The sequence below is a fragment of the Pseudopedobacter beijingensis genome (genome assembly GCF_042678145.1).
GTDB lineage: Bacteria > Bacteroidota > Bacteroidia > Sphingobacteriales > Sphingobacteriaceae > Pseudopedobacter > Pseudopedobacter beijingensis.
In genome coordinates, this window is sequence record NZ_JBHUDG010000020.1 from 66,162 (window position 1) to 90,716 (window position 24,555).

Consider the following 24,555-nt stretch of genomic DNA (forward strand, 5'->3'; position numbering starts at 1 on the left):
GTTAAACTTTCTATAAAAAATTATTAATAAAGGATTTTGTAAGTCGATAACTTATTAGATTTTTTTACAGTAATAACATACACCCCTTTAGACTCTAATGAAGTAATCTCTATATCATTTACCCCTTCTGTAAAAGTGACATTCTTTTTAGCCAACAATCTTCCGTCAATACTAATTACTTTCACTTCTACAATTTGAGCACGATCTTCCTCATTTCCATGGCCATAAATCATAAGATTATTTGTTCCTTTTTGTATATATGCATAAGAAGTATTAGTAATTATATTATTAAAATTAACTGATTTCACATCGTAATCCTTATAAACTCCATCCTTATCTACCTGACGTAAGAAATAATAATTAATACCAGTAAATGGATTTTTGTCTGTGTAAGAATAAGTATTATATCCTGAAGCCGAAGATGTAGGCACAGACGACATCAACTCAAATTTATTATTAGAACCAGATTTATATATTTCAAAATGTGAATCATTAACTTCAGAAGATGTTGTCCAACTTACATTTACATAATCTGCTTCTGACGACAAGTTAAAATTAACTAAATCTACAGGGGTTGTTTTGGGTTTATATTCTATATCTAAAACCCCTAAATAATAGAACCAATTCGCACTATTATTATCATTACCGTAGGTAACATCTATAACTATTTTCCCTTCATTATCTGGCTCCATATTATTTACTAATACTGTAGATGTATTATTTGTAGTATTTAAAATCACTTCTTGTGTTGTTCTTCCTTTCACTGTATATTTTGTTTGCCTATTATCAGCAACACCCCGCCTTCCTGCAAAAAAAGTTAAAGAATATAATTTATCCATATCCAAATTATCCAAAGTTACTCCGGCCATCGTTGCTATTACACCATTAAACTCTACTCTCCCATTCCCAAAAAAACTATCATTTGCAGCCGAATTAGGGTAATCCAAAATATTTACTCCTGAATTTACACCTTCATAATTAACTTCATTAAAAGCCTTATGCACATAAATTTTAAAGGGGGTTTTTTCATTAATTGAGTTTTTTAAAGAAACCGCATAAGTTACACCTACCTGTCTCGCTCCTGTCACATTATTCCAATTCCCAGTAGATATAGTACTTGTACCTCCAAAATCAATCAATAATCTTCCTGTCTCAGAGTAAGAACCGGGAGTAACAGAAGGTTTGGCAAAAGTCATAATACTTGAGGTCTCCACTACTCTATTGTATAAAATTTCATGTCCGGCATCATTCAAATGAATACCATCATAATTATATTCTGACTTGATAGTTCCGTCTTGCTCAGCAATTCCTGACCAAAAATCTATATATCTATCTGGATAAGTTGCTATAGTTGCCTCTTTAATGGCAATTTGCTGTTGGTTTTGCTCAAATCCCATATTTCTAGGTTGAGTAGTGGTAAAAAATATCTGAGCACCTGCCGTTTCAGCTATTAATTTGATAGCAGCATAGTTAGCCATTACTTCACTAGCCAAATAACCAGCAGCAACATCATTACTAGGCATATTTACAATAATGACATCAGGACTATAAAGCAGAGCTTTAGTGATATTTCTATCTGTATCAGGGGCTCTCTTACCGGCTACTGAATTACCGTTTGGCATAATTTCGTATGTTGTGTACCCCCCTTTCCCAAGATTTATCAGTTCACTATTAACATTAATACTTTTCAGATAAGCCGTATACCTAGCAACCCATCCCTGACCAGCAGTAGCTCCGGTACCTTCCGCTGTAGAAGACCCCAAGACTACTACTTTAAGCACTTTCTCTGCAGAGACCCCCATAGATGTAATAAACATACAAAACAAGAAAGCACAAACCTTACTTATACTTTTAATCAGTTTATTCATAATAATTTTATTTAAGATATTTTGATTTACGTTTAAATTAGCTATCTCAACAAAACAGACAAGCCCCCTTGTCAACTTCAGCTCAAAACACAGATTCTTAGGTTATATAATAATTCGTTATTATCAAATATATAACAACTAAAATGATTTAGCAAATAAAAAACAAATTATTTTTTCACTAAATTCAAAGACTCAAATCCAGAAAAAATAGCTCCTGCACCAGTTAAAGCAGCATATTCCCATAAAGTACTTTGATAAATCGTTAATTTTTTATTTTCTAAGCAACTTCCCAGCACTTCTTTAAAAGATGCCAGACATTTAGCTATATTACCTCCAACTATTATAATATCCGCATTTTCTTCTTTAGCAAAATCGTTAAGAAAAAGCCCGAGATGAGTACCAAATTCAAAAAACAACTTGTTTTTTAATCCTTCATCTTTTTCGCACAATAATGCTTCAACGTTTTTTAAAGATCTACCACACAACTCCATATACCTTCTTTGAAACCACCTCGTTGATATATATTCTTCTGCAATGGAATCTTTCATGGGTAAAACAGCCCTAAAAACATCTTCCGTTTTTCCATTCACACTTCTTGCTGATCCAAGACCTGTACCTAGCGTTACTCCAATTACTTTCAATTCTAATGGTATTTTCAAAGCAATAACTTCCCCATGTAAAAATGCTTCAGCATCATTTCGAAATAAAATATTATATTCTGGTAAAGAAAGAGAATTAGATAGTAATGATTTGATATTCATACCATAAAGAGAATCATATTTATTTAAACCTTTTATATATGATATTCCTTCTGCATAATCAAATGGACCAGGCATAGCTATTCCAATTTTTACAAAATCAGGATTACTATCACCAATCACATCTTTTATAACGTTTGTCCAAGTAGTAAGAATAGAACCCGAATCTCCAAGAGAATTAACTTTTTCTCTTCTTAATGTCTCTTCCTTTACAATATTGCTCTTCGATAGTTCCGCCACAGTAATATGAGACCCACCAATATCTACCCCAATTAATTTTTCAGTAAATTCCTTCTTCATTATTTATTTTAAGTTCAAATTGACACACAATTATACTAAACCGTTTTAGCAAAAACAAATAAACTTATTTTTTTTGATTTTTCGATTTATTTTTCAGAAGATTCTCTAATTATTAACGTGGTGGGCAGCACAACTTTTTGATTTCTTTTATCCTGTCCTTGTTTCTTTAATCTTGATAATAATAGATTTATTGCATTTTCTGCAATAGCCCCTGTAGGTTGTGCAATACTTGTGATAGAAGGAGAGTACATCTCGAAAAGCTCATAATCATCAAAACTGACTACCGCCATTTTATCTGGAATATGCAACCTAAGTTCCTTCAATGCTTTTAAACCGCTCACACATAAATAATTTGTTGCAAAAACTATAGCATCTAAAACATCAACTTTTCTTTCAATGAAAGATAAAATATGCTTTTTTGCCTGTTCACTATCTATATACGAAACCTCTTTAATATATGGCATTAAACCCTGCTCAACAATTGCCTGCTCATAACCAGAAAGTCTATCCAGCATTTGGCTCTGTAAAGAATTCAAAGTAACGAATGCAATATTCTTAAACCCGTTAGAAATCAAATACTTTGTTGCTTTATAAACACTATCATAATTATTAACAACAACATTATCCACTTCTACATCTTTAAGTGTTCTATCCAATACTACTACGGGTTTACCGCTTGCATAAAGTGCATTAATTTCATCTTCTATTCCTTCGGGAGGTACAATTATATATCCGTCAACATGCTTATCTTTATACATCTCAATAAGCTCTTTAGTTTTATCTATATTATTCTCTGTACTTGAATAAATTATTTTATATCCGTTCTTATACGCTTTCTCCTCTATTTCTTTAGCTATAGTAGAAAAAAAAGGATATGAGATATCTTCTACGATCAAACCGATAATATTAGATTTACCTGTACGCAAACTCCTTGCTAATGAATTAGGTTTATATCCCGACTTTTCCACATATTCCATTACTTTCTTAACCAGTTTGTCACTAATACGTTTTTCTTGTGCTTTGCCATTCAAAACAAAAGATACCGTAGTAATTGATATCCCTAAATCTTTAGCAATACTATTAATAGAAATTCTTTTACCCACTTTCGATATTTATGTTATAGTTTGATAATATTTTACACCATTGTTTTTACAGTCACAGCAAAATAACCATTTATAAAAATAGAATTGGTGATTTAAATAATTTATTTCACAGAAATCAATTTAGCCCTACCCTTCAAATTTAAAAACAATGTTTACTCCCTTCATATTGCCCAATACTTTCTTAACATTCATTCTTAAGAGAATCTCTTATAACTCTTTGAAATAAAATATGTTAATTAAAATTTATCAACTTTAAACCTGTCCCTATTTCAATACACCTCTTTCATTTCCTAATAAAGCAACCGTCTTCTACTTTGAAAAATGTTATATACTAAATTTTCAATAGAAAACACTGTCCCAAACACCCCTTTTTTTCAGTTTTTACAGCAACTTTATCGAAAATTGAAAATTTCATGTAATTAATATTTGGAACTTTAGTTTTTTCTTTCTTTATTTAACCTATCAAAACTTAAACACTTTAACAACAGCAATGGGAGATTACGAAAACAAAGAGAGAGAAGAGGTATTTTCTAAGAAGGTAAGAGCTGGTAAAAGAACTTATTTCTTTGACGTTAAATCTACAAGATCTAACGACTATTACATTACCGTAACAGAAAGCAAAAAAAGATTAGAGGATGGTGTGTTTGTAAAGCATAAAATTTTCCTTTATAAAGAAGACTTCGAAAAATTCGCAGAAGGCTTAGCTGAAACTGTTGAGTACATTAAAGCCAATCAGGAAGTAGTAGAAAAAAGATACGAATATGCTACTGAAGAAGCTGCTCAAAAATCAGATGACGGGTTTTCTTTTGAAATATAAGATCGGTAATAATTACTAAAAAATACAAAGCCACGTACATCGTGGCTTTTTTATTTACAAAAAAAACATACAGTCACTAATTATTTTTTCATTTTTTATACTTATGTTTGAGTAAATTTTTTTTATCATGAATAATGGAACAGTAAAGTTCTTTAATGCAACCAAAGGATTCGGTTTTATTAAAGAAGACGGAACAGACAAAGAATACTTTGTTCACGTTTCGGGTCTTATAGACGAAATTAATCAAAATGATCAAGTTACTTTTGACCTTAAAGAAGGAAAAAAAGGATTAAATGCAGTGAATGTAAAATTGGCATAAGCTAAACAATCATATAACTTAACATTTAACAAATCATTTTGCCATCGCCTGTAGCGATGGCTTTTTTATTGTCAAGTATCTATCCCTCCTATCGTTGCATTTTTCATATCGTCCTAACATATATTAAAAAATGCCATACACCAGACATATATCTCTATAGAATTTTACTCTTTATAATATTATTCATACGATATTTGTATCTATGGGATATAAAAGTTTAGCCGAATGTGTAAATGACCTGGAAAGAAACGGTCATTTAGTAAGGATAAAAGAAGAGGTTGATCCGTACCTGGAAGCTGCAGCCATTCATTTAAAAGTTTACGAACAACAAGGACCAGCGTTATTATTCGAGAATATCAAAGGAAGCAGGTTTCCAGCCGTATCCAATCTATTTGGCACAATAGAACGTTCCAAATTTATGTTCAGGGACTCGTTAGATAAAATAAAAACACTTGTAGATCTAAAGGGAGATCCAATGAAAGCGATTAAATCTCCTTTTAAATATGCCGGTGTTTCGCTTACGGCTTTATCTGCCCTCCCCATGAAAGTAAAACCTTCAGCATTCGAAAAAGCTAAAATATCAGATATCCCGCCTATTGTAAACTGGCCTATGGATGGAGGGGCTTTTGTCACCATGCCTCAAGTATATACAGAAGACATAGAAAATCCCGGCATTATGAATTCGAATATAGGTATGTACAGGATTCAGCTTAATGGTAATGATTATATACAAAATCATGAAATTGGACTTCACTATCAGCTGCATAGAGGAATTGGTATTCATCAGGCAAAAGCTAATGCATTGGGACAACCTTTAAAAGTTAGTATTTTTGTTGGAGGCCCTCCGTCGCATCCATTATCTGCTGTCATGCCCCTTCCCGAAGGTTTAACAGAAACTACTTTTGCTGGCGCTTTAGGCAATAGAAGATTCAGATATTTTTATGATAATGAAGGTTTTTGTATTTCTGCCGATGCTGATTTTGTAATTACCGGAATGGTATATCCTCATGAAAACAAACCAGAAGGACCTTTTGGCGACCATTTAGGCTATTACAGTCTTACACACCCCTTCCCATTAATGAAAGTACGCAATGTGTATCATAAAAAAGACGCCATATGGAGCTTTACTGTTGTAGGCAGACCCCCGCAGGAAGACACTAGCTTTGGTGCTCTGATCCACGAAATCTCCGGAAAGGCTATTCCGCAGGAAATCCCTGGAGTAAGTGCTGTAAACGCTGTAGACGAAGCAGGTGTACACCCTCTTTTATTCGCCATCGGTAGTGAAAGATATACCCCATATATTAAAGAACGGAAACCTCAGGAAATTCTTACTCAAGCAAATCGGATTTTAGGATCAAACCAACTGAGCCTGGCAAAATATCTTTTTATTTGTGCTAAAGAAGACAATCCAGATCTCGATATTCATAATGTACCTTCTTTTTTCAAACATATTTTGGAAAGGATAGATACAGAAAGAGACCTACATTTTTACACCAAAACCACGATAGATACATTAGACTATTCTGGTTCTGATTTAAATTCTGGATCTAAGGTTGCAATTACTGTTGCTAGTGATAAAAAAAGAGAGCTCGGTACCGAGATTCCCTCCGACTTTAAGTTGCCCAATATCTTCAGTGGAACTCAACTGGTACTACCAGGAATTATGGTAATACAAGCTAATGAGTATGTAAGCGAAGCTCAAACTGTACATGAAATATCCATTCTCAATGAGGCTTTAAAAACTCAGGATTTATCAACTTTCCCCTTACTGATACTTGCCGATGATGCATTTTTTACAGCAAAAAACTGGCAGAATTTTGTTTGGGTAACTTTTACACGAAGCAATCCATCTAATGACATACACGGAATAAATTCTTTTATTGACAATAAACACTGGGGATGCAAAGGCCCTATGATTATTGATGCAAGAATTAAACCTCATCATGCACCTCCACTAGAATTAGATAATGAAATCGAAAAAAAGATTTCAAGAATATGGGATAAAGGTGGGTCACTCTATGGATTCATCAAATAGAACACATAATTAGCATAAAGCTTTAATAATAAGAATGTCCGGCACAAACGTTTGATACCGGACATTCTTATTTTAAATATTTCTAATCTAAAATCAACAATCTGTTAAATATGTGCTCCTGCTCCACCTATAACACTGGACATTCCGCCAATAAATGCCGCCACAAAAATCAAGAAGTACAAACAAATCATTACAATAATCATAATACCAATAAACCTATAATGAGATTTTAACCTCAGAAAGGCATAAGTGATAGATTCCTGATCATTAAACTGTAAAGCCTGACGCGCATAAACCACAAAATCGTACAAATATTTAGCAGGAAAATAATAAACAACCCCCATAACAATGTAAATTGCTCCTAATAAGCCTCCAAATCCGGGAAACAATCTGGCAATAGCCTGCATACTTCCCATAAAAAGTAGTAGTACACCTGCCAATACCATAAAACCGGCAGCAATAAAACCACAAATAGCCATCAGTTTCCCCCACTTGGTTATTTCAGATACATAACCTTTGATAGTGCTATCAAACTGTATATCAGCATGAGTATTTAACTGAGATTCTTCAGAATTCTCTTCGCCTCCCAAATTTTCATAGTTTTCTTCCATATTTTATTTTTATTTTCCTAAATATAAAAAATTTTAAGAATATTAAGACTGATAGATATCCAATATAAAGCATTATCTTTGCGCAAATTTTTTGAATCTTCAATAACAATATTAGTACATAAAAACATTCATATATGGCATTACAGTGTGGAATTGTTGGGTTACCCAATGTCGGAAAATCTACTTTGTTTAATTGCTTATCTAACGCAAAAGCACAGGCGGCAAACTTTCCGTTCTGCACCATCGAGCCCAATGTTGGGGTAATATCAGTTCCTGATGAAAGACTTAATAAACTTTCTGAATTGGTAAAACCTCAAAGGATTGTCCCTAACACCATAGAAATTGTGGATATTGCGGGACTGGTAAAAGGTGCTTCTAAGGGTGAAGGTTTAGGAAATCAATTTTTAGGAAACATTAGAGCTACCAATGCCATTATACACGTTCTGCGTTGTTTTGACGATGGAAATGTGGTTCACGTAGATGGCTCCGTTGACCCTATACGCGATAAAGAGATTATCGACACAGAACTACAACTAAAAGATTTGGATACTGTGGTTAAACGTATCCAAAAAGTTGAAAAAATGGCTAAAACCGGTGGTGATAAAGAGGCTAAAAGAACCTACGACGTACTTTCGGTAGTAAAACAACATTTAGAATCTGGAAAATCTGTAAGAACAGCATCTCTTTCTGAGGAAGATTTCGATTTTATTGCTGATTTAAGCTTGCTTACAGCAAAACCGGTATTATATGTTTGTAATGTAGACGAAGCTTCTGTAAACTCTGGCAACAAATACGTAGACCTGGTTAAAGAAGCGGTAAAAGACGAGAATGCAGAAGTACTGATTATATCTGCAAAAATAGAATCTGAAATTGCCGAATTGGAAGATTACGAAGAGCGTCAGATGTTCTTAGACGATCTTGGATTAACAGAATCTGGTGTGTCTAAATTAATAAGAGCTGCATATAAATTATTGGACTTATACACTTATTTCACAGCTGGTGTTCAAGAAGTTAGGGCATGGACAATTACCAAAGGGTTTACTGCTCCGCAGGCTGCCGGTGTAATTCATACCGACTTCGAAAAAGGTTTTATCAGAGCAGAGGTTATCAAATACAACGATTTTGTAACATTAGGTTCTGAGGCTGCATGTAAAGAAGCTGGAAAGTTAGGAGTGGAAGGAAAAAATTACGTTGTTGAAGATGGCGACATCATGCATTTCAGATTTAACGTATAAAGTTTAACTTTGGGAAATTTTCCCGCTTGCATCCTTAGTTTAATGGATAGAATGTGAGATTCCGGTTCTCATGGTACAGGTTCGATTCCTGTAGGATGCACAAATTATTTTCTATACAAAGAATTCTACTTGCTTTGTAATAATATTTAAGCCTTTCATTAAGTTACATCAGTCTGTTCTTTTCCATAAACAACTTTGCCTATAAACAGCTATTTTTGTTAAATGCAATTTGGAAAAGTAGATCATCCTGAAACAGTAGACTTCAGCCTACCTCACGATCATCCTGATACGCTGAAACTACTTAGCAATAGTAAAAACAAAAAACCTCTGTATATTACCATTGGTTGTGCCAAATGGAATAAACAAGATTTAAAAGGTTTTTATCCCAAAGGAATAAAAGATGAATTGGCTTATTATGCTACACAATTTGGATGTATTGAGCTAAATGCAACTTTTTACAAAGCACCATCAAAAGACCAAGTGATTACGTGGAGTAATAAAACACCTGATAACTTCAAGTTTTTCCCTAAAATCCCCAATACCGTCAGTCATTTCAAAAGATTAGTAGGAGCCCAACAGCCTACCGAAGAATTTTGTGATGCAATAGCTCATTTTGAAGACAAATTAGGAATGGCATTTTTACAGCTTCACGACAACTTTAAACCTAAAGATTTTGGGTCTCTGGAAACCTATTTAAAGTCTTTCCCTAAAGTTATCCCGTTAGCTGTAGAAGTTAGAAATAAAGAATGGTTTGAAAGCCCTATCATCAACGACAATTATTACCATTTATTAAATAGTTTAGGCCTGACCAACATTTTAGTTGACACAGCTGGGCGCAGAGATATGATGCATATGAGATTAAGCTCCAAAACTGCCTTTATAAGATGGGTTGGAGCCAATCACCCTACCGACTACAAACGTCTGGATGAATGGATTTCAAGAATTCAGCAATGGAAGGAACAAGGATTGGAGAATCTCTATTTTTTTATTCATCAAAATGTTGAACTGGAATCCCCTTTACTGGCTGCATATTTTATCAGAAATCTAAACCTAGCTTTAGGCTGTAATATTCCAATACCTAAAACACTACATGATAATAACGATCAACTGAAATTACTATAAAACTCAATAACAATGAAAAGTTTAATTCTCATTCTCAGCCTTTTATTCGTAGCCCCTGCTACAAATATTTATCAATTCAAAAACATGAAAGATATTAACGGCAAAAACCTTGACCTATCTAAATACAAGGGTAAAAAAATTCTGATTGTTAATACAGCATCTAAATGTGGATATACTAAGCAATATGAAGAATTGCAGCAACTATCTGAACTTTTTAAAAACAAGGTGGTAGTTATTGGTTTTCCTGCAAACAACTTTAAGGGACAGGAACCGGGAAGCAATAAAGAAATCAGGGATTTTTGCGAACAAACTTACGGGGTTAAATTTCCATTAAGCGAAAAAGTTAGTGTTTTAGGTGACGATATGCATCCCTTATTTAAATACTTAACAACTGCGGCTAACCCTGATTTTTCGGGAGACATTAAATGGAATTTCGAGAAATTCTTGATTGATGAAAATGGAAAGCTAATTCATCGTTTCAGGTCAGCGGTTACACCTTTATCTAAAGAAATTACTCAATATCTTTAAAAAGTTCCTGCTAAACAAATAAGTCTCTTCTCTAAACGGAAGAGATTTTTTTATTTTAAGCCCCTTAAAAAGAATCAACTAATTCATTAGATGTCCCAATATTTCATTCTGGCTTTTTTAATATAATTTCGGATATCTAAAGTAAAAGCTGCCAGAAAATAAAAAAACAAGGGGAAACCTACAGCTAAAAAAGATGTGTAAATAAAAAACAACCTGATCTTAGTTGTAGAAATATCAAATTTCTCTCCTAAGTAAGTGCAAACCCCAAAAGAATATCTTTCAAAGAAGGTAAATATTCGCTGGATCATACTTTATTGTTTTAAGATTTTTATTCCAATGGCGCAATTTAAGCATTTTTTTTGATTGCAATAAAAATTATTCAGATGAATAAGTGCCTGACTATCAAACGAACTATATGCTTTAACTCCCAGATTTAAAAAGCCATTAATAATATGATTTTTCTCTGAAGCTGTATCCTGCAATAGTTTTAAAGCATTTTCGGTATAATAATTATTCCCCATTAATTTCCCATAAAAGAACAACATCGGTGCAATGGCATTAATCAGTAAATTATCAATAGATGCTTTTCCTAAATTAACCAAAACTTTATGAGAACGTGTTTTATCTAAATGGTAGTGCTGTTGCCAATATTCATTAATTTGCAAACCGACAAATAAATCTCTATACCCCCTAACATCTTCTATTTCTAATAACTTAGAAAACAAATGTGATGATTTTTGCACCAATCCTGTAAACTGAACCAATCTTATTATAGGAAAATTATCTGGTCTGGTTTTATGAAATTTCCATAAAAAAGCATCTAAAGGTATTATTTGATGTTTTTGTTTCAGAAATTGAAAATCTTGCTTTAATGCATTAGGATAATCATCTTTAAAATCTGCTTCCAAAAAACCTGCTACACCTAAAATAAGTGCTTCAAGCTGCAATGGGTATTGTTTATATTTAGATAAAATATTTTGGGGCAAATGCTTGGCCAGCATTTCAAATGGTTGCTTATTAACCTTAAAACCAAAACTGGATGCAATTAAAATATAAAATGTATCTTCCCAACTCCCTTTGCAATACTCATAAATGCGCTCAATATCTTTAGTCTTGTATTCAAGGCGTTCAATCAAAAGTCTGCCCATCCAATTAACCACTGTTAATTGATCTATATGTTTAATCTGTGATTCGCAGGCAATCCATCCTTCACTATCTTTTAAATAAGCTATTTTGGCAATGGTATCCTTATCTACAACTTTTTTAAGTTCCAAAACAGGAAGCTCCGTTCCGTCCGAACGCACAATTTCTTTATCATGCTTCCAGACTACATGTAAAATAACATTATCATAAGCTTTATCTTGTTGATGCTTGTGCTTCAACCAATCAGAAGAACATACATGAATTTCTACTGTACCGCACCATAACGTATTTCCTATTTTTATTTTTGCATCACTAAAATCAGGACCGGCATCTACATTTAACAATCCAGGAGCAATAATTTCAATAGGTTCCCCCTCTAAAGTCTGGAAGCCAGATTCTGGAAGCAACTGGTGCTTCCACAATTGTTGGAGTGTATGCTCATCGGGAAACATTCTTAAAAATAAGAATATTTCTCCACAAAAAAATATTTTAATAAAAACAACTCCCCTCCTAATTCGACACTATATTACTACAAATAGCATATAAATAACGGGAGCAGTTGGGGATTAAAAAAACGGGAGCATTCAAAGTTCGCATTACCTTTTCAGGAGCAATCCGAATGACAAAATAAGAAAGCATTTACTTCTTTAAAACGACCAACTTGGACAGTATAAGATGAGTGGGAAAATAGTACTGGAATGACTATAAGATAATACCAGATACAGTGGAGAATAGGTGGAGTTATAAATCAGGGTATCTTATCCTATTATAGCTATACAAATTGTCGAATCAATTTTGAAACCACTATATATTCAAGTGTACTCATTCTGAATGAATTGTACAAATTTATTTTAGACTGGTTTATATTGTACAGCAAAGCTGTTTAGGTATTAACACCCATAGGAATACCCCAAATTGCTTAGATAAAGCAGTTTTTCAAAAAAACAGGAATCTAGCTAAAAACAAAAAAACTTTTATCCAGCACTCAGGTTAAACAAGAAAAAGCACCTATAAATAATAAATACTAAAAATGAATTTTCTGAAGCTCGTTTCTCATTTGCTGTTGAACTTTCAAAGCTTCTTCTCTGGCCCTTTCTGCAAAATCTTCTCCCGCAGAAGCGTAAATAATTGCTCTGGAAGAGTTTACAATTAATCCGCAATCCTTATTCATTCCGTATTTGCATACATCTTCCAAAGACCCGCCTTGCGCTCCAACTCCCGGAACCAACAGGAAATTATCTGGGGCATATTTTCTAATATCCAAAAACCCCTCTCCTCTTGTAGCTCCAACCACATACATCAATTTATCGGCATTTGCCCATTGACTTGATTTTTCTATCACCCATTCAAAAAACTTTTTATCTCCGTCTTTCAACTGCTGAAAGTCATGACTACCCGAATTTGATGTGAGCGCCAATAAAATAGCCCATTTCCCCTCAAAGTCTAAAAAAGGTTTTACTGAATCTTCTCCCATATATGGCGCCACGGTTACCGAATCAAAATCCATTTCTGAAGCAGCAGGATCAAAAAAAGCTTTGGCATACATAGAAGACGTATTTCCTATATCTCCACGTTTAGCATCGGCAATAGAAAAAGTATCTTGAGGTAAATATTTAAAAGTATCTATAAGGGCCTGCCATCCTTTTATTCCATTACATTCGTAAAAAGCGGTATTAATTTTATAGGAGATGCATAAGTCCTGCGTTGCCTCAATAATTTGCTTATTAAACTCCAAAACAGGATTATCGTATTTTAATAGATGCTTAGGAATTTTATTGATATCCGTATCTAAACCAATTGCCAAAAAAGATTGTTTTTTCTTTATTTGCTCGATAATCTGTTGCCTGTTCATGTGATGTTTTTTATTAAGTGGCAAAATTGCCCAAAAAAAAGTAGACCACCTAAAAAATATTTTCAAAAAAAATTTGTCTTTTATAAATATAATAATTAGAATTGCACTGAAATCTCAGTTTATCCTTATCTAACAATATACAGTTAATAAATTCAATTTTATATTTTTAAAAAGTTTAAGAACTATGTTACTGTAGGGGTAAATCTTAAAACAAAATTTCCTTGAAATAATTCATCTTAATGTTTAACATAAACGAACTGAACGATAAGCTTGTTTCAGAGCTTCGTGAAATCGCAAAAACTTTTGGCATAGAAAACGCTGATGATTTGCGAAAAGCAGAGTTAGTAAAAAAAATCAAAGAACAACACGATTTAATTAATGCAGCTAAATCAGCAGGAGCTGTAGATGAGGTTAAAGAAGAAGAAAAGCCTAAAAAAAGGGCTCGTACTATAAAAACCACTACTACAGTAACCGAGGTAAAACCAAAACCTAAGGCTCCTGAAACCGCTTCATTATTTGATGCTGCAGAACCTGTTGAGGAAGAAAAGCCAAAAACAGAAAAAAGAGCAAGAAAAACTGTTAGTTCTGAGGACAAACAAGAAACTAAAGTAGAGGCTCCTGTAGCTGAAGCTACTGAAAGCAAAGAGGTTAAAGTTGAAAGCACAGACCGTAATTATAAAGACAGAAATGGTAACGGAAATGGCAAAAAGTCACAAGACTCAGGATTTGACTTTGACAATGTAATCAGTAATGAAGGTGTTCTTGAAATCATGCCTGATGGATACGGTTTTTTACGTTCTTCTGATTACAACTATTTAACTTCTCCTGACGATATTTACGTATCTCAATCCCAAATTAAATTATTTGGTCTAAAAACAGGGGATACCATAAGAGGAAGCATTAGACCTCCTAAAGAGGGTGAAAAATATTTCCCTTTGGTAAGGGTTGAATCTATCAATGGCAGAGTTCCTGCTGAGGTAAGAGACAGAATCCCTTTTGATTACCTGACTCCACTTTTCCCTTCAGAGCGTCTGAATTTATTTACCAGACCTGGTGATTACTCTACCAGGATAATGGATTTATTCACACCTATCGGAAAAGGTCAACGTGGTTTAATTGTAGCACAACCTAAAACAGGTAAAACAAACTTATTAAAAGAAGTTGCTAATGCTATTGCTTCCAATCATCCAGAAGTTTATTTAATCATCCTTTTGATTGATGAACGTCCGGAAGAGGTTACAGACATGGCAAGAAGCGTTAGAGCGGAAGTAATTTCGTCTACCTTTGACGAACCTGCTGAACGCCACGTTAAAATCGCCAATATTGTTTTGGAAAAAGCCAAAAGAATGGTGGAATGTGGACATGATGTAGTTATTCTTTTGGACTCCATTACCCGTCTGGCAAGAGCTTATAATACAGTAGCTCCGGCATCCGGAAAAATATTATCGGGTGGTGTTGATGCAAACGCATTACACAAACCTAAACGTTTCTTTGGTGCGGCCAGAAATATTGAAGACGGAGGTTCTCTAACTATTTTAGCAACTGCATTAACGGATACCGGTTCTAAAATGGATGAAGTTATTTTTGAGGAATTCAAAGGTACTGGTAATATGGAGCTTCAATTAGACAGAAAACTTTCGAACAAACGTATTTTCCCTGCTATAGATATTACAGCATCAAGTACAAGAAGAGACGATTTGTTACTGGACAAAGAAACCCTTCAAAGAATTTGGATTTTAAGAAACCACTTAGCAGACATGAATTCTCAGGAAGCTATGGAATTCTTATTAACTCAGGTTAAAGGAACAAAATCCAACGAAGAGTTTTTGATTTCTATGAATAGTTAATTTTTGCATCAATATTGTGAGGGGCTGTATCAAAAGCAACTTGTCATACTAAAGTCGAAAGACCTCTTTCAGGTATACTTAAGAAAGTTTGTAATAAGTTTTCCGAAATACCCAAATGACAAAGTTTGTATTTTTGAAACAGCCCTTTTATTTTTGAAAATGTTATTTATTAACAATAAATAGCTAAAGTGTCCATAAAATTAAATTAACTTCAGTCAAAAATGATCAAGAAACATATTCCTAATTTTTTAACGTGTGCTAATCTGTTTTCTGGTTGCGTAGGAGCTATATATGCTTTTGAAGGCAATCTAAAAGCAGTAGCCTACTTTGTTATTCTATCTGGAATATTTGATTTTTTTGACGGTTTTGCTGCCCGATTATTAAACGTAAAATCAGAAATAGGTAAAGAGCTCGATTCTCTTGCAGATGTGGTTAGCTTTGGTTTTGTTCCCGGAATTCTATTTTATCAGTTATTACAGGTAGAAAACGCCAACTCGTTTATTCCCTACCTGGGATTTTTAGTGACTATATTTTCTGCTTTAAGATTAGCGAAGTTTAATATTGACACCCGACAAACGGAGGATTTCATAGGTGTAAATACACCCATGAATACTTTTCTGGTAATTTCGTTGCCTTATCTGGCAGATGAGTACAATTTTATTAATTCTACCTGGTTTTTGTTACCTTTAATAGTTACACTCTCCCTTCTGTTAGTCAGCGAGTTAAAACTATTTTCCATGAAAATTGGAAAAGATTTGTCCTGGAACACCAATAAATACCGTTTTATATTTTTAATACTATCAATAGCTAGTCTTCTGCTATTTAAAGGCTTTGCAGGTATTCCTTTAGTCTTTGTATTTTATATAGTATTTTCCTTAATACATTTCAAAAAGGAAACCAATTAATATTAAAGCTTCCTTTTCGGCTACAAAAGCCCCCTTTATAGAGATAACACAAAAATCTCAGATAAAATGTATGAGCCTATTATCAGGTATTCTCTGCTAGTTCTACTTTTTTATTCTCCAAAGCAACATAAATTGAAGGAAAAAGACTGTTCAGCTTATCAAAAACCGCAACAATTTCTTCATAAGCCTTCTGCTCCCTGGCCTGATGTTCAATATTCGCCATCTGCACCTGTTCGTCATTTAACCCCATAAAAGTTAATGTAGGCTTAATTTTATGTGCTATTTCCGCTATTCTTTTCCAATCTTTTTCAGCAATAGCACCATTTAAACCACTTACATAACCAGGGGTTTGTTGTAAAAAAATATCTATCATTTCAATGATAAATTCTGCATTTCCTCCGGCAACCTCATCTAAATAAGACAAGTCTATTTTAATATCACTCATAATTTATTTTATCAGTTTAACAACCTGCGATTTATCTTCGCATAAATCATATAACTGTTGTACGTTTTTTTTCAGAATTGGATGTATATATTTTGAAGTAATTTCATTTAAGGGAACCAAAACAAAGGCTCTTTCCTGCAAAAACGGGTGTGGGATAGTCAAATCAGGTGTTTTTATAACTAAATTATCATAAAACAAAATATCTATATCAATCGTCCTTGCTCCCCAATGTTCCTTACGTTTCCTTCCTAAATCTCGTTCAATAACACCAATTTGTGTTAACAAATCCTGCGGTAACAAATGAGTCCTTACTTCTATTGCTATATTCAAAAAATCAGGTTGGTTTGTATTTCCCCATGCCTGAGTTTCATAAACAGATGATTGTGTAACAATTTCACCTATAGTTTCCTCAATATGCTTCAGACTTTTCTCAATAGAGTCTAACCTATCGCCTAAATTAGCACCAATACTTAAAAATGTCGTAAACATTAATCCTGTAACAATTGTTGTTAATAAATATCTAAACTTATATTTGTATTAAACAAAATTAAAAAAAACACTAATTAATTCAGATGAAACAATTCTTCAAATTTGTTTTTGCCTCTATGCTTGGAGTTTTTCTCTCCATCATTGTTTTCATTATTTTCATATCTATCATTACCGCTAGTATCATTAGCAGTTCAAGCAGTTCTGTAGAAGTAAAAGATAATTCAATATTATATCTAAATCTTAATTACCCAATTACCGAAAGATCTCCTTCAAATCCTTTAGAAGACCTTGAAATTGGCCCTATTAAAAAAGAAAAGATTCTGGGATTGGATGATATATTAAAAAGCGTACGTTATGCAAAAGACGATAATGCCATTAAAGGTATCTACTTAGATGCTTCAAATGTACAGGCTGGCATGGCAACTATCGAAGAAATACGTGATGCACTGGCAGATTTCAAAAAATCGGGTAAGTTTATAACTGCTTATAGTGAAGTTTATACACAAAAATCATTTTACGTGGCTTCTGTTGCATCTAAAGTATACCTCAACCCGGTAGGTTATCTTGAATTTAAAGGTATTGCATCAAATAGTGTTTTCTTTAAAGGTGCTCTTGAAAAATTAGAAATAGAACCTCAGGTTATAAAAGTGGGTACTTTTAAAAGTGCTGTAGAGCCTTTTTTGCTGGATAAAATGAGCGACGCCAACAAACTTCAAATGACCAGTATCCTAAATTCTTTATATAGTGGAATTATTGCTAAAATATCCGAATCAAGAAATATCCCTCAGGATTCTCTTTATAAAATGGCTAACGATTTAAGAATCAGATCGGCAGAAGATGCTTTAAAATATAAAATGGTAGACGCCCTAAAATACAAGGACGAAGTACTGGATGAACTGAAAGAAAAAACAGGGATTGACAAAAAGAAAAACCTGAACACGGTTTCAGTTGCAGATTACGCTACTACTGTTAAACCGGCTGAAACAGGGAAAAACCGAATTGCTATTATATATGCCAATGGTGAAATTAATGGTGGCGAAGGAGATGAAGAAACCATTGGTTCTGAAGGTATATCAAGAGCTATCAGAAAAGCCAGATTGGATGATAAAGTAAAAGCTATTGTTTTACGCGTTAATAGTCCCGGAGGAAGCTCACTGGCTTCTGATGTTATCTGGAGAGAAACCGTGTTAGCCAAAAAAGAAAAACCTGTAATAGTAAGTATGGGCGATTACGCCGCTTCTGGGGGATATTATATTTCTTGTGCCGCTGACTCTATTTTTGCAGAACCAAATACAATTACCGGATCTATCGGCGTATTTGCTATTCTTCCTAACATGAAAACTTTCTTCAATAACAAATTAGGAATTACATTTGACGGGGTAAAAACAGGAGAATATGCCGATTTTGGACAAATTAACCGCCCGTTAACCAATGGTGAACGTTTTATATTACAGAACGAAGTCAATAAAATTTATGATGATTTCACAAAACGTGTAGCCGAAGGCAGAAAAATACAGCAAACTTATGTAGACAGTATTGGACAAGGGCGTGTATGGACAGGGAAACAAGCTATTGAGTTGGGACTGGTTGACAGAATAGGACATATTGAAGATGCCGTCAAATCAGCGGCTAAAAAAGCAAAAGTAGAAAACGATTATATGGTGGTGGCTTATCCTGAGAAAAAAGATGGGCTTTTCTCTCTTTTAAGCAAATCAGGTGATAAAATAAAAACCTATTTTGTAGAAAAAGAACTGGGCGATAATTACAAATACTACAAACAGCTTAACAAAGTAGCAAACTTACGTGGTATACAGGCATTAATGCCTTATAGCTTTGAGATAGAATAATCTTCAGCACTCAAGCGCAGCAAGAAAGAGGCTGTTTCCTATATTTATTTCAGGAAACAACCTCTTTCTTATTTTTAAAACCACTCACTCATTTTATAAACGTTTATCTCTAACTTAGCAGTTTATAGCCAAAAGATGGAAAACAAAGAAATATCCAGAACGTTAAAACTATTGTCACAATTAATGGAGCTTCATAACGAAAATCCATTTAAAGTAAAATCTACCGCTAATGCTTCTTTTAAAGTAGACAAACTACCTTTTAAATTAAGAGACAAGAGTTTGTCCGAACTGGAAACCATAGATGGAGTAGGAAAAAGCACAGCATCCAAAATTTGGGAGCTTCTGCAAAACGGAAGTATAGAAGAACTTAATACATTAATTTCTATGACTCCAACCGGAGTTCTGGATATGTTAAGCATAAAAGGTTTGGGCCCTAAAAAGATCATTGTTATCTGGCAAGATCTGGGTATTGATAACATTGGAGAACTTTATTACGCTTGCAATGAGAATAGATTAATAGAAGCTAAAGGATTTGGTTCTAAAACACAGGAAGACATCAAAAAAGCTATTGAGTTTAAAATGGCCAATTCAGGCAAATTTTTGTATGCATCAATAGAACAATATGCTTTAAATTACCAACAACAGTTACACCAGCATTTTCAGCAATTAGATAGTTTTACAAATACTATTATAACCGGAGATCTCCGTCGTAAATGTGAAATTATTGAATCTTTGGATATCTTGGTAATTAGCAATAACTACCCAAAACTAAGGGACAGTTTTAATCAACCAGAAAATATAGAAAATATAATTACTCAAGAAGACAGCATAACTTTCAAAGATCAAAACCAGCTTGCTGTTAATATTTATTTTTGCAGGCATGAAAATGCAGGTTCACGCTTATTTGAAACCACAGGTAATGCAAAACATGTTACTATTATACAACAAATGCTTAAACCAGGCAATTTCAAAACAGAAGAAGAGTTATACCAATCAATTTCTCTGGAATATATAGAACCTGAATTACGTGAGGGAACCAATGAAATAGAGTTAGCTAAAAACAAGCGTTTACCAAAACTGATAACTTACGAAGATCTTAAAGGAACATTACATAACCACAGTACGTGGAGCGATGGAGTACACTCTATAGCAGAAATGGCTAAATATTGCCGCGACACATTAAAATTAGAATATCTTGGTATGTGCGATCACTCCAAAACTGCCGTATATGCCAATGGTCTAAGTATAGAAAGGGTATTACAGCAGCACCAAGAAATTGATGCTTTAAATTTGAAACTTGCACCTTTCAAAATTTTCAAGGGAATAGAATCAGATATCTTAGGTGATGGCAGTCTGGATTATCCTGATGAAATTCTAGAGAAATTTGATTTTGTAGTCGCCTCCGTACATTCAAATCTAAAAATGGATGAGGAGAAAGCAACCCAAAGAATTATAAAAGCGATAGAAAACCCATATACCACCATCTTAGGTCATCCTACCGGACGCTTGTTACTCAGTCGAAGTGGTTATCCTCTGGATTTTAAAAAAGTAATAGACGCATGTGCTGCCAATAAGGTCATCATAGAAATTAATGCAAATCCACTACGATTAGATTTAGATTGGCGCTGGCACCAATATGCTCTGGAAAAAGGAGTCATGCTATCTATTAACCCTGACGCACACAGAAACGAAGGTTTTTTAGACATGCAGTACGGAGTTTACGTAGCAAGAAAAGGTGGACTTGCCAAAGAAATGTGCTTAAATTGCTTAGATTTGGAGCAAATTGAAAGCATTTTCAATTCCAGAAAACTTCAAGCATGAGAATAGAAAATAAATTAGAATTACTTGCAGCAAAGTACACGCCTAATATATTGGTTATTGGAGACCTGATGCTTGATCATTACATATTTGGCAGTGCAGATAGGTTATCTCCAGAAGCACCCGTTCCCGTTGTTAACGTAAAAAGTGAGAATAAAATTATTGGTGGAGCAGCCAATGTAGCCAACAATATTCTATCGCTGGGTGCCAAAGTTTCTATTGTGGGAGTTGTTGGAAATGACCAGGACGGAGATTTTATTCAGCATGTTTTTAAAGAAAAGCAAATTGATGGCCAATATATTTTAAAAGATACATCTCGTTGCACAACTATTAAAACAAGAATTTTAGCTGCAAACCATCAAATAGCGAGAATTGACAGAGAAGACACTCATCCAATTAATGATGATATAGCAGAAAATCTGCTCGCACAAATTTACAAATATGCTCAGGAAGCCGATATTGTCATCATTTCAGATTACAACAAAGGGTTACTCTCCAACAGTTTTACGCAAAAAATATTGCAATACTGTAATAGCATTCAAAAGAAAGTTATTGTAGATCCTAAAGGGACAGATTACTCTAAATATAAATTGGCGTATGCCATAAAACCCAATAGAAAAGAGCTTTCAGAAATTTCTCTTGTTAAAAACATAAATTCTTTAGACAAACTGAAGGAAGCTGCCCTAAAGGTATTTGAAATTACTCAGGCCGAAAATCTGGTAGTCACTTTATCAGAAGAAGGAATGGTTATTTTAACACCCGATTCTGTCAAAAGTCTCCCCGTTAAAGCTACAGAAGTATATGATGTTACCGGCGCCGGCGATACCGTAATTGCAACTATGAGTTACTGTTTAGCTATAGGTTTTTCGTTAGAAGAAGCTTGTGAAATAGCTAACTTTGCAGCAGCCATAGTAATAAAACACGTTGGAAGTGCTACTACAAGTATAGAAGAAATTATTGCATCAATAAAAGGTTAATATGGTTTTAGAAGAATTGATATCGCATCAGAACACCATTAATAAAGTTATTGACAGCCTTGTACCTCAAATAGAACAAGGATGCCAACTGATAAAAGATACGCTGAGCCGGGGCAATAAAATATTGATTGCCGGAAATGGTGGAAGCGCAGCAGATGCACAGCATATTGCTGCTGAATTTACCGGTAGGTTTGAAGTCGAAAGAGAAGCATTACCTGCTATTGCACTTACGGTAGATACCTCTGCCCTAACAGCCATAAGTAATGATTATGGCTTTGAAAGGGTATATAGTCGGCAAATATTAGCTTATGCAAAACCAGGAGATATTTTTATTGCTATTTCTACCAGTGGAAATAGTAAAAACATTATTGAGGCCCTAAAAACTGCCAAAGAGCAAAATTGCATCAGTATTGGATTAAGTGGTAGAGACGGAGGTTTAATGAACGATTTATGTGACCTTAATATTGTAGTGCCTGACAAAAGAACGGCTAGAATACAAGAAATGCATATCCTCATCGGACATATTTTCTGCAAATCTGTAGACGAATTTTTCTCATGAACGTACAACAAAAAATAGTAACTCTGGAAGAAGCCGCAAAGCTTTCTGCCGAATGGCAGGCAAAAGGCCAAAAAGTTGTTTTTACAAACGGATGCTTTGATCTGTTACATGCTGGACATATAACCTATCTTTCTGAAGCAGCTGCATTAGGCAACAAGCTTATTATTGGCTTAAATTCCGATAGCTCTGTAAAAAGATTAAAGGGAGAGAATAGACCTATTAACGACGAAAAAACCCGTTCTTTACTACTAGCAGCAATGTATTTTGTAGATGCAGTTATTCTCTTTGAAGAAGAAACGCCATTGAACTTAATCAAGCAAACTTTGCCTAATATACTTGTTAAAGGAGGCGACTATACAATTGATACTATTGTGGGAGCAAAAGAAGTATTGGAAAACAATGGGAGCGTAAAAACCATCACCTTCCTTCCAGGGTATTCAAGCACATCCATCATTAATAAGATCAGGAACTTTTAAACCCAAATCTGCATATTGGAAAAGAAAAAAAAGATATTGGTAATACGCTTTAGTTCTATGGGTGATATTATATACACCACACCCGTTGTCCGTTGTCTAAAGCAGCAAATTCCCAATGCAGAAATCCATTTTCTTACAAAAACACAGTTTAAGTATATATACAACAATAATCCATATTTGGATAAACTTCATATTCTTAAACCTAAATTAAAAGATACCATCCGTGATATCAAGGCCGAAAATTTTGATTGTATCGTTGATCTTCATACCAACTTAAGAACTACAATTATAAAATTAGCAACAGGCATAAAAGCATATACCTATAAAAAGGAACGCATAAAAAAATGGCTGGCACTTAAATTTAAATCTGCAAAATTTATTGATCCCCGCCATTTGGTAGATCGTTATCTGGCCGCTGTAAAACCGCTAGGTGTTATCAACGACAACAAGCCTATAGATTATTACATCAATGGCAACTACAAAATAGAAGATTTAGTACCCGGCAGTCACGCTGCAAGTTATACTGCATTTATTATAGGTGCCACACATTTCACCAAACGGTTACCTGTCGAAAAAATCATCAAAATATGCAATAACATTCAAAATCCCATTGTACTGCTCGGAGGAAATGACGTCCAGGAAAATGCCCTAAAGATAGAAAAAGCTATAGGTCAGAAAATATACAATACCTGCGGAAAAATCAACCTTGACCAATCAGTATATGTTGTTTCTAAGGCAAGCAATGTTATTGGCTTCGATACCGGCTTAACCCATATATCGGAAGCTTTTGACAAACCTTTAGCTTCTATTTGGGGAGGAACCACTCCGGAACTTTTAGGAGTACATCCTTACAAAATAAAAAACTCTTTCATTGTTGATGTAGATCTCCCCTGCCGTCCCTGTTCTAAATTTGGTTTAGAAAAATGTCCGTTAGAACATTTCAACTGCATGAACAAAATTGATGAAGCAAAAGTTTCCGACTACATAAATACCATCTCATCTTATGAATAAGCAACTTTTAATTATCAGACATGCTAAAGCAGCATGGCCGGAAGATGTATCTTCGGACTTTGACCGACCGCTGGAAAAACGAGGAGAAACAGAAGCAGATAATCTGGGGCATTTTCTAAAAAAAGAAAACATTTTACCAGATTTTGTAGTTTGCAGCGCCGCGAAAAGAACACGCAAAACATGGAAAATCATTAACAAAGTATTATGCTTACCTGAAGATAAAATCTCTCTAACGGACCAGATTTACGAAGCTTCTTACAAAGATATTTTTAAACTAACTACTGAATTAGATAATAAGCACCAACTTGTAGCCATTGTTGGGCATAATCCGGGAGTTTCAGATATTATTAATTATTTTTTAGGAAAACCACTTATTAGCCTGCCTCCGGCAGGAACAGTGCTTTTAGAATTCCCTTTTAACGACTGGAAAATGCTAAGTTCTGGAACCGCAGAAGTTAAAACGGTTTATAGACCAGAAAAATAGATTTCT

The 24,555-nt window shown here is 34.1% G+C and carries 24 protein-coding genes and 1 tRNA gene; 16 read left to right on the top strand and 9 right to left on the bottom strand.

Features of this window, described 5'->3' with window-relative positions; translation table 11 throughout:
* Positions 1-23 precede the first annotated feature (23 nt).
* The 3 genes from ACFSAH_RS13155 to ACFSAH_RS13165 all read right to left on the bottom strand — a co-directional run bounded on the left by ACFSAH_RS13155 (position 24) and on the right by ACFSAH_RS13165 (position 4,029).
* Positions 24-1,868, bottom strand: a complete 1,845-nt coding sequence (locus ACFSAH_RS13155) for an SGNH/GDSL hydrolase family protein (RefSeq protein WP_379663209.1) — start codon at positions 1,866-1,868, stop codon at positions 24-26.
* Positions 1,869-2,035: 167 nt separating this feature from the next.
* On the bottom strand, positions 2,036-2,926 hold the full coding sequence (locus ACFSAH_RS13160; protein ID WP_379663210.1) for an ROK family protein: 891 nt from the start codon (positions 2,924-2,926) through the stop codon (positions 2,036-2,038).
* Positions 2,927-3,012: 86 nt separating this feature from the next.
* Positions 3,013-4,029 carry a LacI family DNA-binding transcriptional regulator gene (locus ACFSAH_RS13165; RefSeq protein ID WP_379663211.1) on the bottom strand — a complete coding sequence of 339 codons (1,017 nt, stop codon included), beginning with the start codon at positions 4,027-4,029 and terminating at the stop codon, positions 3,013-3,015.
* Between the two features lie 490 nt (positions 4,030-4,519).
* On the opposite strand from ACFSAH_RS13165, the gene ACFSAH_RS13170 reads away from it, so the two are divergent.
* The 3 genes from ACFSAH_RS13170 to ACFSAH_RS13180 all read left to right on the top strand — a co-directional run bounded on the left by ACFSAH_RS13170 (position 4,520) and on the right by ACFSAH_RS13180 (position 7,200).
* The gene (locus tag ACFSAH_RS13170) at positions 4,520-4,846 is read left to right on the top strand and encodes a DUF3276 family protein (RefSeq protein WP_379663212.1); all 327 of its coding nucleotides are present in this window, start codon (positions 4,520-4,522) and stop codon (positions 4,844-4,846) included.
* A 127-nt stretch (positions 4,847-4,973) separates the two neighbouring features.
* A complete protein-coding gene (locus ACFSAH_RS13175; protein WP_379663213.1) occupies positions 4,974-5,165 on the top strand; it encodes a cold-shock protein in 192 nt (63 codons plus the stop codon).
* Positions 5,166-5,367: 202 nt separating this feature from the next.
* Positions 5,368-7,200, top strand: coding sequence for a UbiD family decarboxylase (locus ACFSAH_RS13180; protein ID WP_379663214.1), 1,833 nt, complete (start codon positions 5,368-5,370; stop codon positions 7,198-7,200).
* Positions 7,201-7,304: 104 nt separating this feature from the next.
* Here ACFSAH_RS13180 and ACFSAH_RS13185 read toward each other — a convergent pair whose 3' ends face one another.
* The gene (locus ACFSAH_RS13185; RefSeq protein ID WP_379663215.1) at positions 7,305-7,811 is read right to left on the bottom strand and encodes a hypothetical protein; all 507 of its coding nucleotides are present in this window, start codon (positions 7,809-7,811) and stop codon (positions 7,305-7,307) included.
* 134 nt (positions 7,812-7,945) lie between these two features.
* Between ACFSAH_RS13185 and ychF the strand changes: the two genes are divergently transcribed.
* From ychF to ACFSAH_RS13205, 4 genes are all read left to right on the top strand, one after another.
* The gene (gene ychF / locus ACFSAH_RS13190) at positions 7,946-9,046 is read left to right on the top strand and encodes a redox-regulated ATPase YchF (protein ID WP_379663216.1); all 1,101 of its coding nucleotides are present in this window, start codon (positions 7,946-7,948) and stop codon (positions 9,044-9,046) included.
* Positions 9,047-9,074: 28 nt separating this feature from the next.
* Positions 9,075-9,146: transfer RNA gene (locus ACFSAH_RS13195), tRNA-Arg, on the top strand.
* A gap of 122 nt (positions 9,147-9,268) precedes the next feature.
* Positions 9,269-10,168 carry a DUF72 domain-containing protein gene (locus ACFSAH_RS13200; RefSeq protein WP_379663217.1) on the top strand — a complete coding sequence of 300 codons (900 nt, stop codon included), beginning with the start codon at positions 9,269-9,271 and terminating at the stop codon, positions 10,166-10,168.
* Positions 10,169-10,180: 12 nt separating this feature from the next.
* Positions 10,181-10,696: a glutathione peroxidase gene (locus ACFSAH_RS13205; RefSeq protein ID WP_379663218.1), complete on the top strand. Its 516-nt coding sequence runs from the start codon at positions 10,181-10,183 to the stop codon at positions 10,694-10,696.
* 86 nt (positions 10,697-10,782) lie between these two features.
* Here the strand turns inward: ACFSAH_RS13205 and ACFSAH_RS13210 are convergent, their stop codons facing one another.
* The 3 genes from ACFSAH_RS13210 to pyrF form a co-directional block, all read right to left on the bottom strand.
* Positions 10,783-11,004: a PspC domain-containing protein gene (locus ACFSAH_RS13210; protein WP_379663219.1), complete on the bottom strand. Its 222-nt coding sequence runs from the start codon at positions 11,002-11,004 to the stop codon at positions 10,783-10,785.
* A 3-nt stretch (positions 11,005-11,007) separates the two neighbouring features.
* The gene (locus tag ACFSAH_RS13215) at positions 11,008-12,291 is read right to left on the bottom strand and encodes a DUF2851 family protein (RefSeq protein ID WP_379663220.1); all 1,284 of its coding nucleotides are present in this window, start codon (positions 12,289-12,291) and stop codon (positions 11,008-11,010) included.
* 572 nt (positions 12,292-12,863) lie between these two features.
* On the bottom strand, positions 12,864-13,691 hold the full coding sequence (gene pyrF, locus ACFSAH_RS13220) for an orotidine-5'-phosphate decarboxylase (protein ID WP_379663221.1): 828 nt from the start codon (positions 13,689-13,691) through the stop codon (positions 12,864-12,866).
* A 239-nt stretch (positions 13,692-13,930) separates the two neighbouring features.
* Here pyrF and rho point away from each other — a divergent pair, with 239 nt between their 5' ends.
* Together rho and pssA are read left to right on the top strand one after the other, a co-directional pair.
* Positions 13,931-15,538, top strand: coding sequence for a transcription termination factor Rho (gene rho / locus ACFSAH_RS13225; protein ID WP_379663222.1), 1,608 nt, complete (start codon positions 13,931-13,933; stop codon positions 15,536-15,538).
* A 221-nt stretch (positions 15,539-15,759) separates the two neighbouring features.
* Complete coding sequence (gene pssA / locus ACFSAH_RS13230) at positions 15,760-16,443, top strand: CDP-diacylglycerol--serine O-phosphatidyltransferase (RefSeq protein WP_379663223.1); 684 nt, start codon at positions 15,760-15,762, stop codon at positions 16,441-16,443.
* Between the two features lie 82 nt (positions 16,444-16,525).
* Here pssA and ACFSAH_RS13235 read toward each other — a convergent pair whose 3' ends face one another.
* Both ACFSAH_RS13235 and folK read right to left on the bottom strand, forming a co-directional pair.
* Positions 16,526-16,888 carry an Hpt domain-containing protein gene (locus ACFSAH_RS13235; protein ID WP_379663224.1) on the bottom strand — a complete coding sequence of 121 codons (363 nt, stop codon included), beginning with the start codon at positions 16,886-16,888 and terminating at the stop codon, positions 16,526-16,528.
* 3 nt (positions 16,889-16,891) lie between these two features.
* Positions 16,892-17,377 carry a 2-amino-4-hydroxy-6-hydroxymethyldihydropteridine diphosphokinase gene (folK, locus tag ACFSAH_RS13240; RefSeq protein ID WP_379663225.1) on the bottom strand — a complete coding sequence of 162 codons (486 nt, stop codon included), beginning with the start codon at positions 17,375-17,377 and terminating at the stop codon, positions 16,892-16,894.
* An 83-nt stretch (positions 17,378-17,460) separates the two neighbouring features.
* Here folK and sppA point away from each other — a divergent pair, with 83 nt between their 5' ends.
* From sppA to ACFSAH_RS13275, 7 genes are all read left to right on the top strand, one after another.
* Complete coding sequence (gene sppA / locus ACFSAH_RS13245) at positions 17,461-19,224, top strand: signal peptide peptidase SppA (protein ID WP_379663226.1); 1,764 nt, start codon at positions 17,461-17,463, stop codon at positions 19,222-19,224.
* Positions 19,225-19,359: 135 nt separating this feature from the next.
* Entirely contained in the window at positions 19,360-21,045 is a 1,686-nt protein-coding gene (locus ACFSAH_RS13250) for a helix-hairpin-helix domain-containing protein (protein WP_379663227.1), read from the top strand.
* Positions 21,042-22,019: a D-glycero-beta-D-manno-heptose-7-phosphate kinase gene (gene rfaE1 / locus ACFSAH_RS13255; RefSeq protein ID WP_379663228.1), complete on the top strand. Its 978-nt coding sequence runs from the start codon at positions 21,042-21,044 to the stop codon at positions 22,017-22,019. Before ACFSAH_RS13250 ends, rfaE1 begins: the two co-directional genes overlap by 4 nt.
* A gap of 1 nt (position 22,020) precedes the next feature.
* The gene (locus ACFSAH_RS13260; RefSeq protein ID WP_379663229.1) at positions 22,021-22,578 is read left to right on the top strand and encodes a D-sedoheptulose 7-phosphate isomerase; all 558 of its coding nucleotides are present in this window, start codon (positions 22,021-22,023) and stop codon (positions 22,576-22,578) included.
* Positions 22,575-23,054, top strand: a complete 480-nt coding sequence (gene rfaE2 / locus ACFSAH_RS13265; protein WP_379663230.1) for a D-glycero-beta-D-manno-heptose 1-phosphate adenylyltransferase — start codon at positions 22,575-22,577, stop codon at positions 23,052-23,054. The genes ACFSAH_RS13260 and rfaE2 overlap by 4 nt, the downstream gene beginning before the upstream one ends.
* 15 nt (positions 23,055-23,069) lie before the next feature.
* A complete protein-coding gene (locus ACFSAH_RS13270; protein WP_379663231.1) occupies positions 23,070-24,065 on the top strand; it encodes a glycosyltransferase family 9 protein in 996 nt (331 codons plus the stop codon).
* The gene (locus ACFSAH_RS13275; RefSeq protein ID WP_379663232.1) at positions 24,058-24,549 is read left to right on the top strand and encodes a SixA phosphatase family protein; all 492 of its coding nucleotides are present in this window, start codon (positions 24,058-24,060) and stop codon (positions 24,547-24,549) included. Before ACFSAH_RS13270 ends, ACFSAH_RS13275 begins: the two co-directional genes overlap by 8 nt.
* The last annotated feature ends 6 nt before the right edge of the window (positions 24,550-24,555 follow it).

Excerpts from the sequence above, each read along its gene's own strand:
- ACFSAH_RS13155 (WP_379663209.1), bottom strand. The coding sequence starts at position 1,868 with ATGAATAAACTGATTAAAAGTATAAGTAAGGTTTGTGCTTTCTTGTTT.
- ACFSAH_RS13160 (WP_379663210.1), bottom strand. The coding sequence starts at position 2,926 with ATGAAGAAGGAATTTACTGAAAAATTAATTGGGGTAGATATTGGTGGG.
- ACFSAH_RS13170 (WP_379663212.1), top strand. The coding sequence starts at position 4,520 with ATGGGAGATTACGAAAACAAAGAGAGAGAAGAGGTATTTTCTAAGAAG.
- ACFSAH_RS13175 (WP_379663213.1), top strand. The coding sequence starts at position 4,974 with ATGAATAATGGAACAGTAAAGTTCTTTAATGCAACCAAAGGATTCGGT.
- ACFSAH_RS13180 (WP_379663214.1), top strand. The coding sequence starts at position 5,368 with ATGGGATATAAAAGTTTAGCCGAATGTGTAAATGACCTGGAAAGAAAC.
- ACFSAH_RS13185 (WP_379663215.1), bottom strand. The coding sequence starts at position 7,811 with ATGGAAGAAAACTATGAAAATTTGGGAGGCGAAGAGAATTCTGAAGAA.
- ychF (WP_379663216.1), top strand. The coding sequence starts at position 7,946 with ATGGCATTACAGTGTGGAATTGTTGGGTTACCCAATGTCGGAAAATCT.
- ACFSAH_RS13200 (WP_379663217.1), top strand. The coding sequence starts at position 9,269 with ATGCAATTTGGAAAAGTAGATCATCCTGAAACAGTAGACTTCAGCCTA.
- ACFSAH_RS13205 (WP_379663218.1), top strand. The coding sequence starts at position 10,181 with ATGAAAAGTTTAATTCTCATTCTCAGCCTTTTATTCGTAGCCCCTGCT.
- ACFSAH_RS13210 (WP_379663219.1), bottom strand. The coding sequence starts at position 11,004 with ATGATCCAGCGAATATTTACCTTCTTTGAAAGATATTCTTTTGGGGTT.
- ACFSAH_RS13215 (WP_379663220.1), bottom strand. The coding sequence starts at position 12,291 with ATGTTTCCCGATGAGCATACACTCCAACAATTGTGGAAGCACCAGTTG.
- pyrF (WP_379663221.1), bottom strand. The coding sequence starts at position 13,691 with ATGAACAGGCAACAGATTATCGAGCAAATAAAGAAAAAACAATCTTTT.
- rho (WP_379663222.1), top strand. The coding sequence starts at position 13,931 with ATGTTTAACATAAACGAACTGAACGATAAGCTTGTTTCAGAGCTTCGT.
- pssA (WP_379663223.1), top strand. The coding sequence starts at position 15,760 with ATGATCAAGAAACATATTCCTAATTTTTTAACGTGTGCTAATCTGTTT.
- ACFSAH_RS13235 (WP_379663224.1), bottom strand. The coding sequence starts at position 16,888 with ATGAGTGATATTAAAATAGACTTGTCTTATTTAGATGAGGTTGCCGGA.
- folK (WP_379663225.1), bottom strand. The coding sequence starts at position 17,377 with ATGTTTACGACATTTTTAAGTATTGGTGCTAATTTAGGCGATAGGTTA.
- sppA (WP_379663226.1), top strand. The coding sequence starts at position 17,461 with ATGAAACAATTCTTCAAATTTGTTTTTGCCTCTATGCTTGGAGTTTTT.
- ACFSAH_RS13250 (WP_379663227.1), top strand. The coding sequence starts at position 19,360 with ATGGAAAACAAAGAAATATCCAGAACGTTAAAACTATTGTCACAATTA.
- rfaE1 (WP_379663228.1), top strand. The coding sequence starts at position 21,042 with ATGAGAATAGAAAATAAATTAGAATTACTTGCAGCAAAGTACACGCCT.
- ACFSAH_RS13260 (WP_379663229.1), top strand. The coding sequence starts at position 22,021 with ATGGTTTTAGAAGAATTGATATCGCATCAGAACACCATTAATAAAGTT.
- rfaE2 (WP_379663230.1), top strand. The coding sequence starts at position 22,575 with ATGAACGTACAACAAAAAATAGTAACTCTGGAAGAAGCCGCAAAGCTT.
- ACFSAH_RS13275 (WP_379663232.1), top strand. The coding sequence starts at position 24,058 with ATGAATAAGCAACTTTTAATTATCAGACATGCTAAAGCAGCATGGCCG.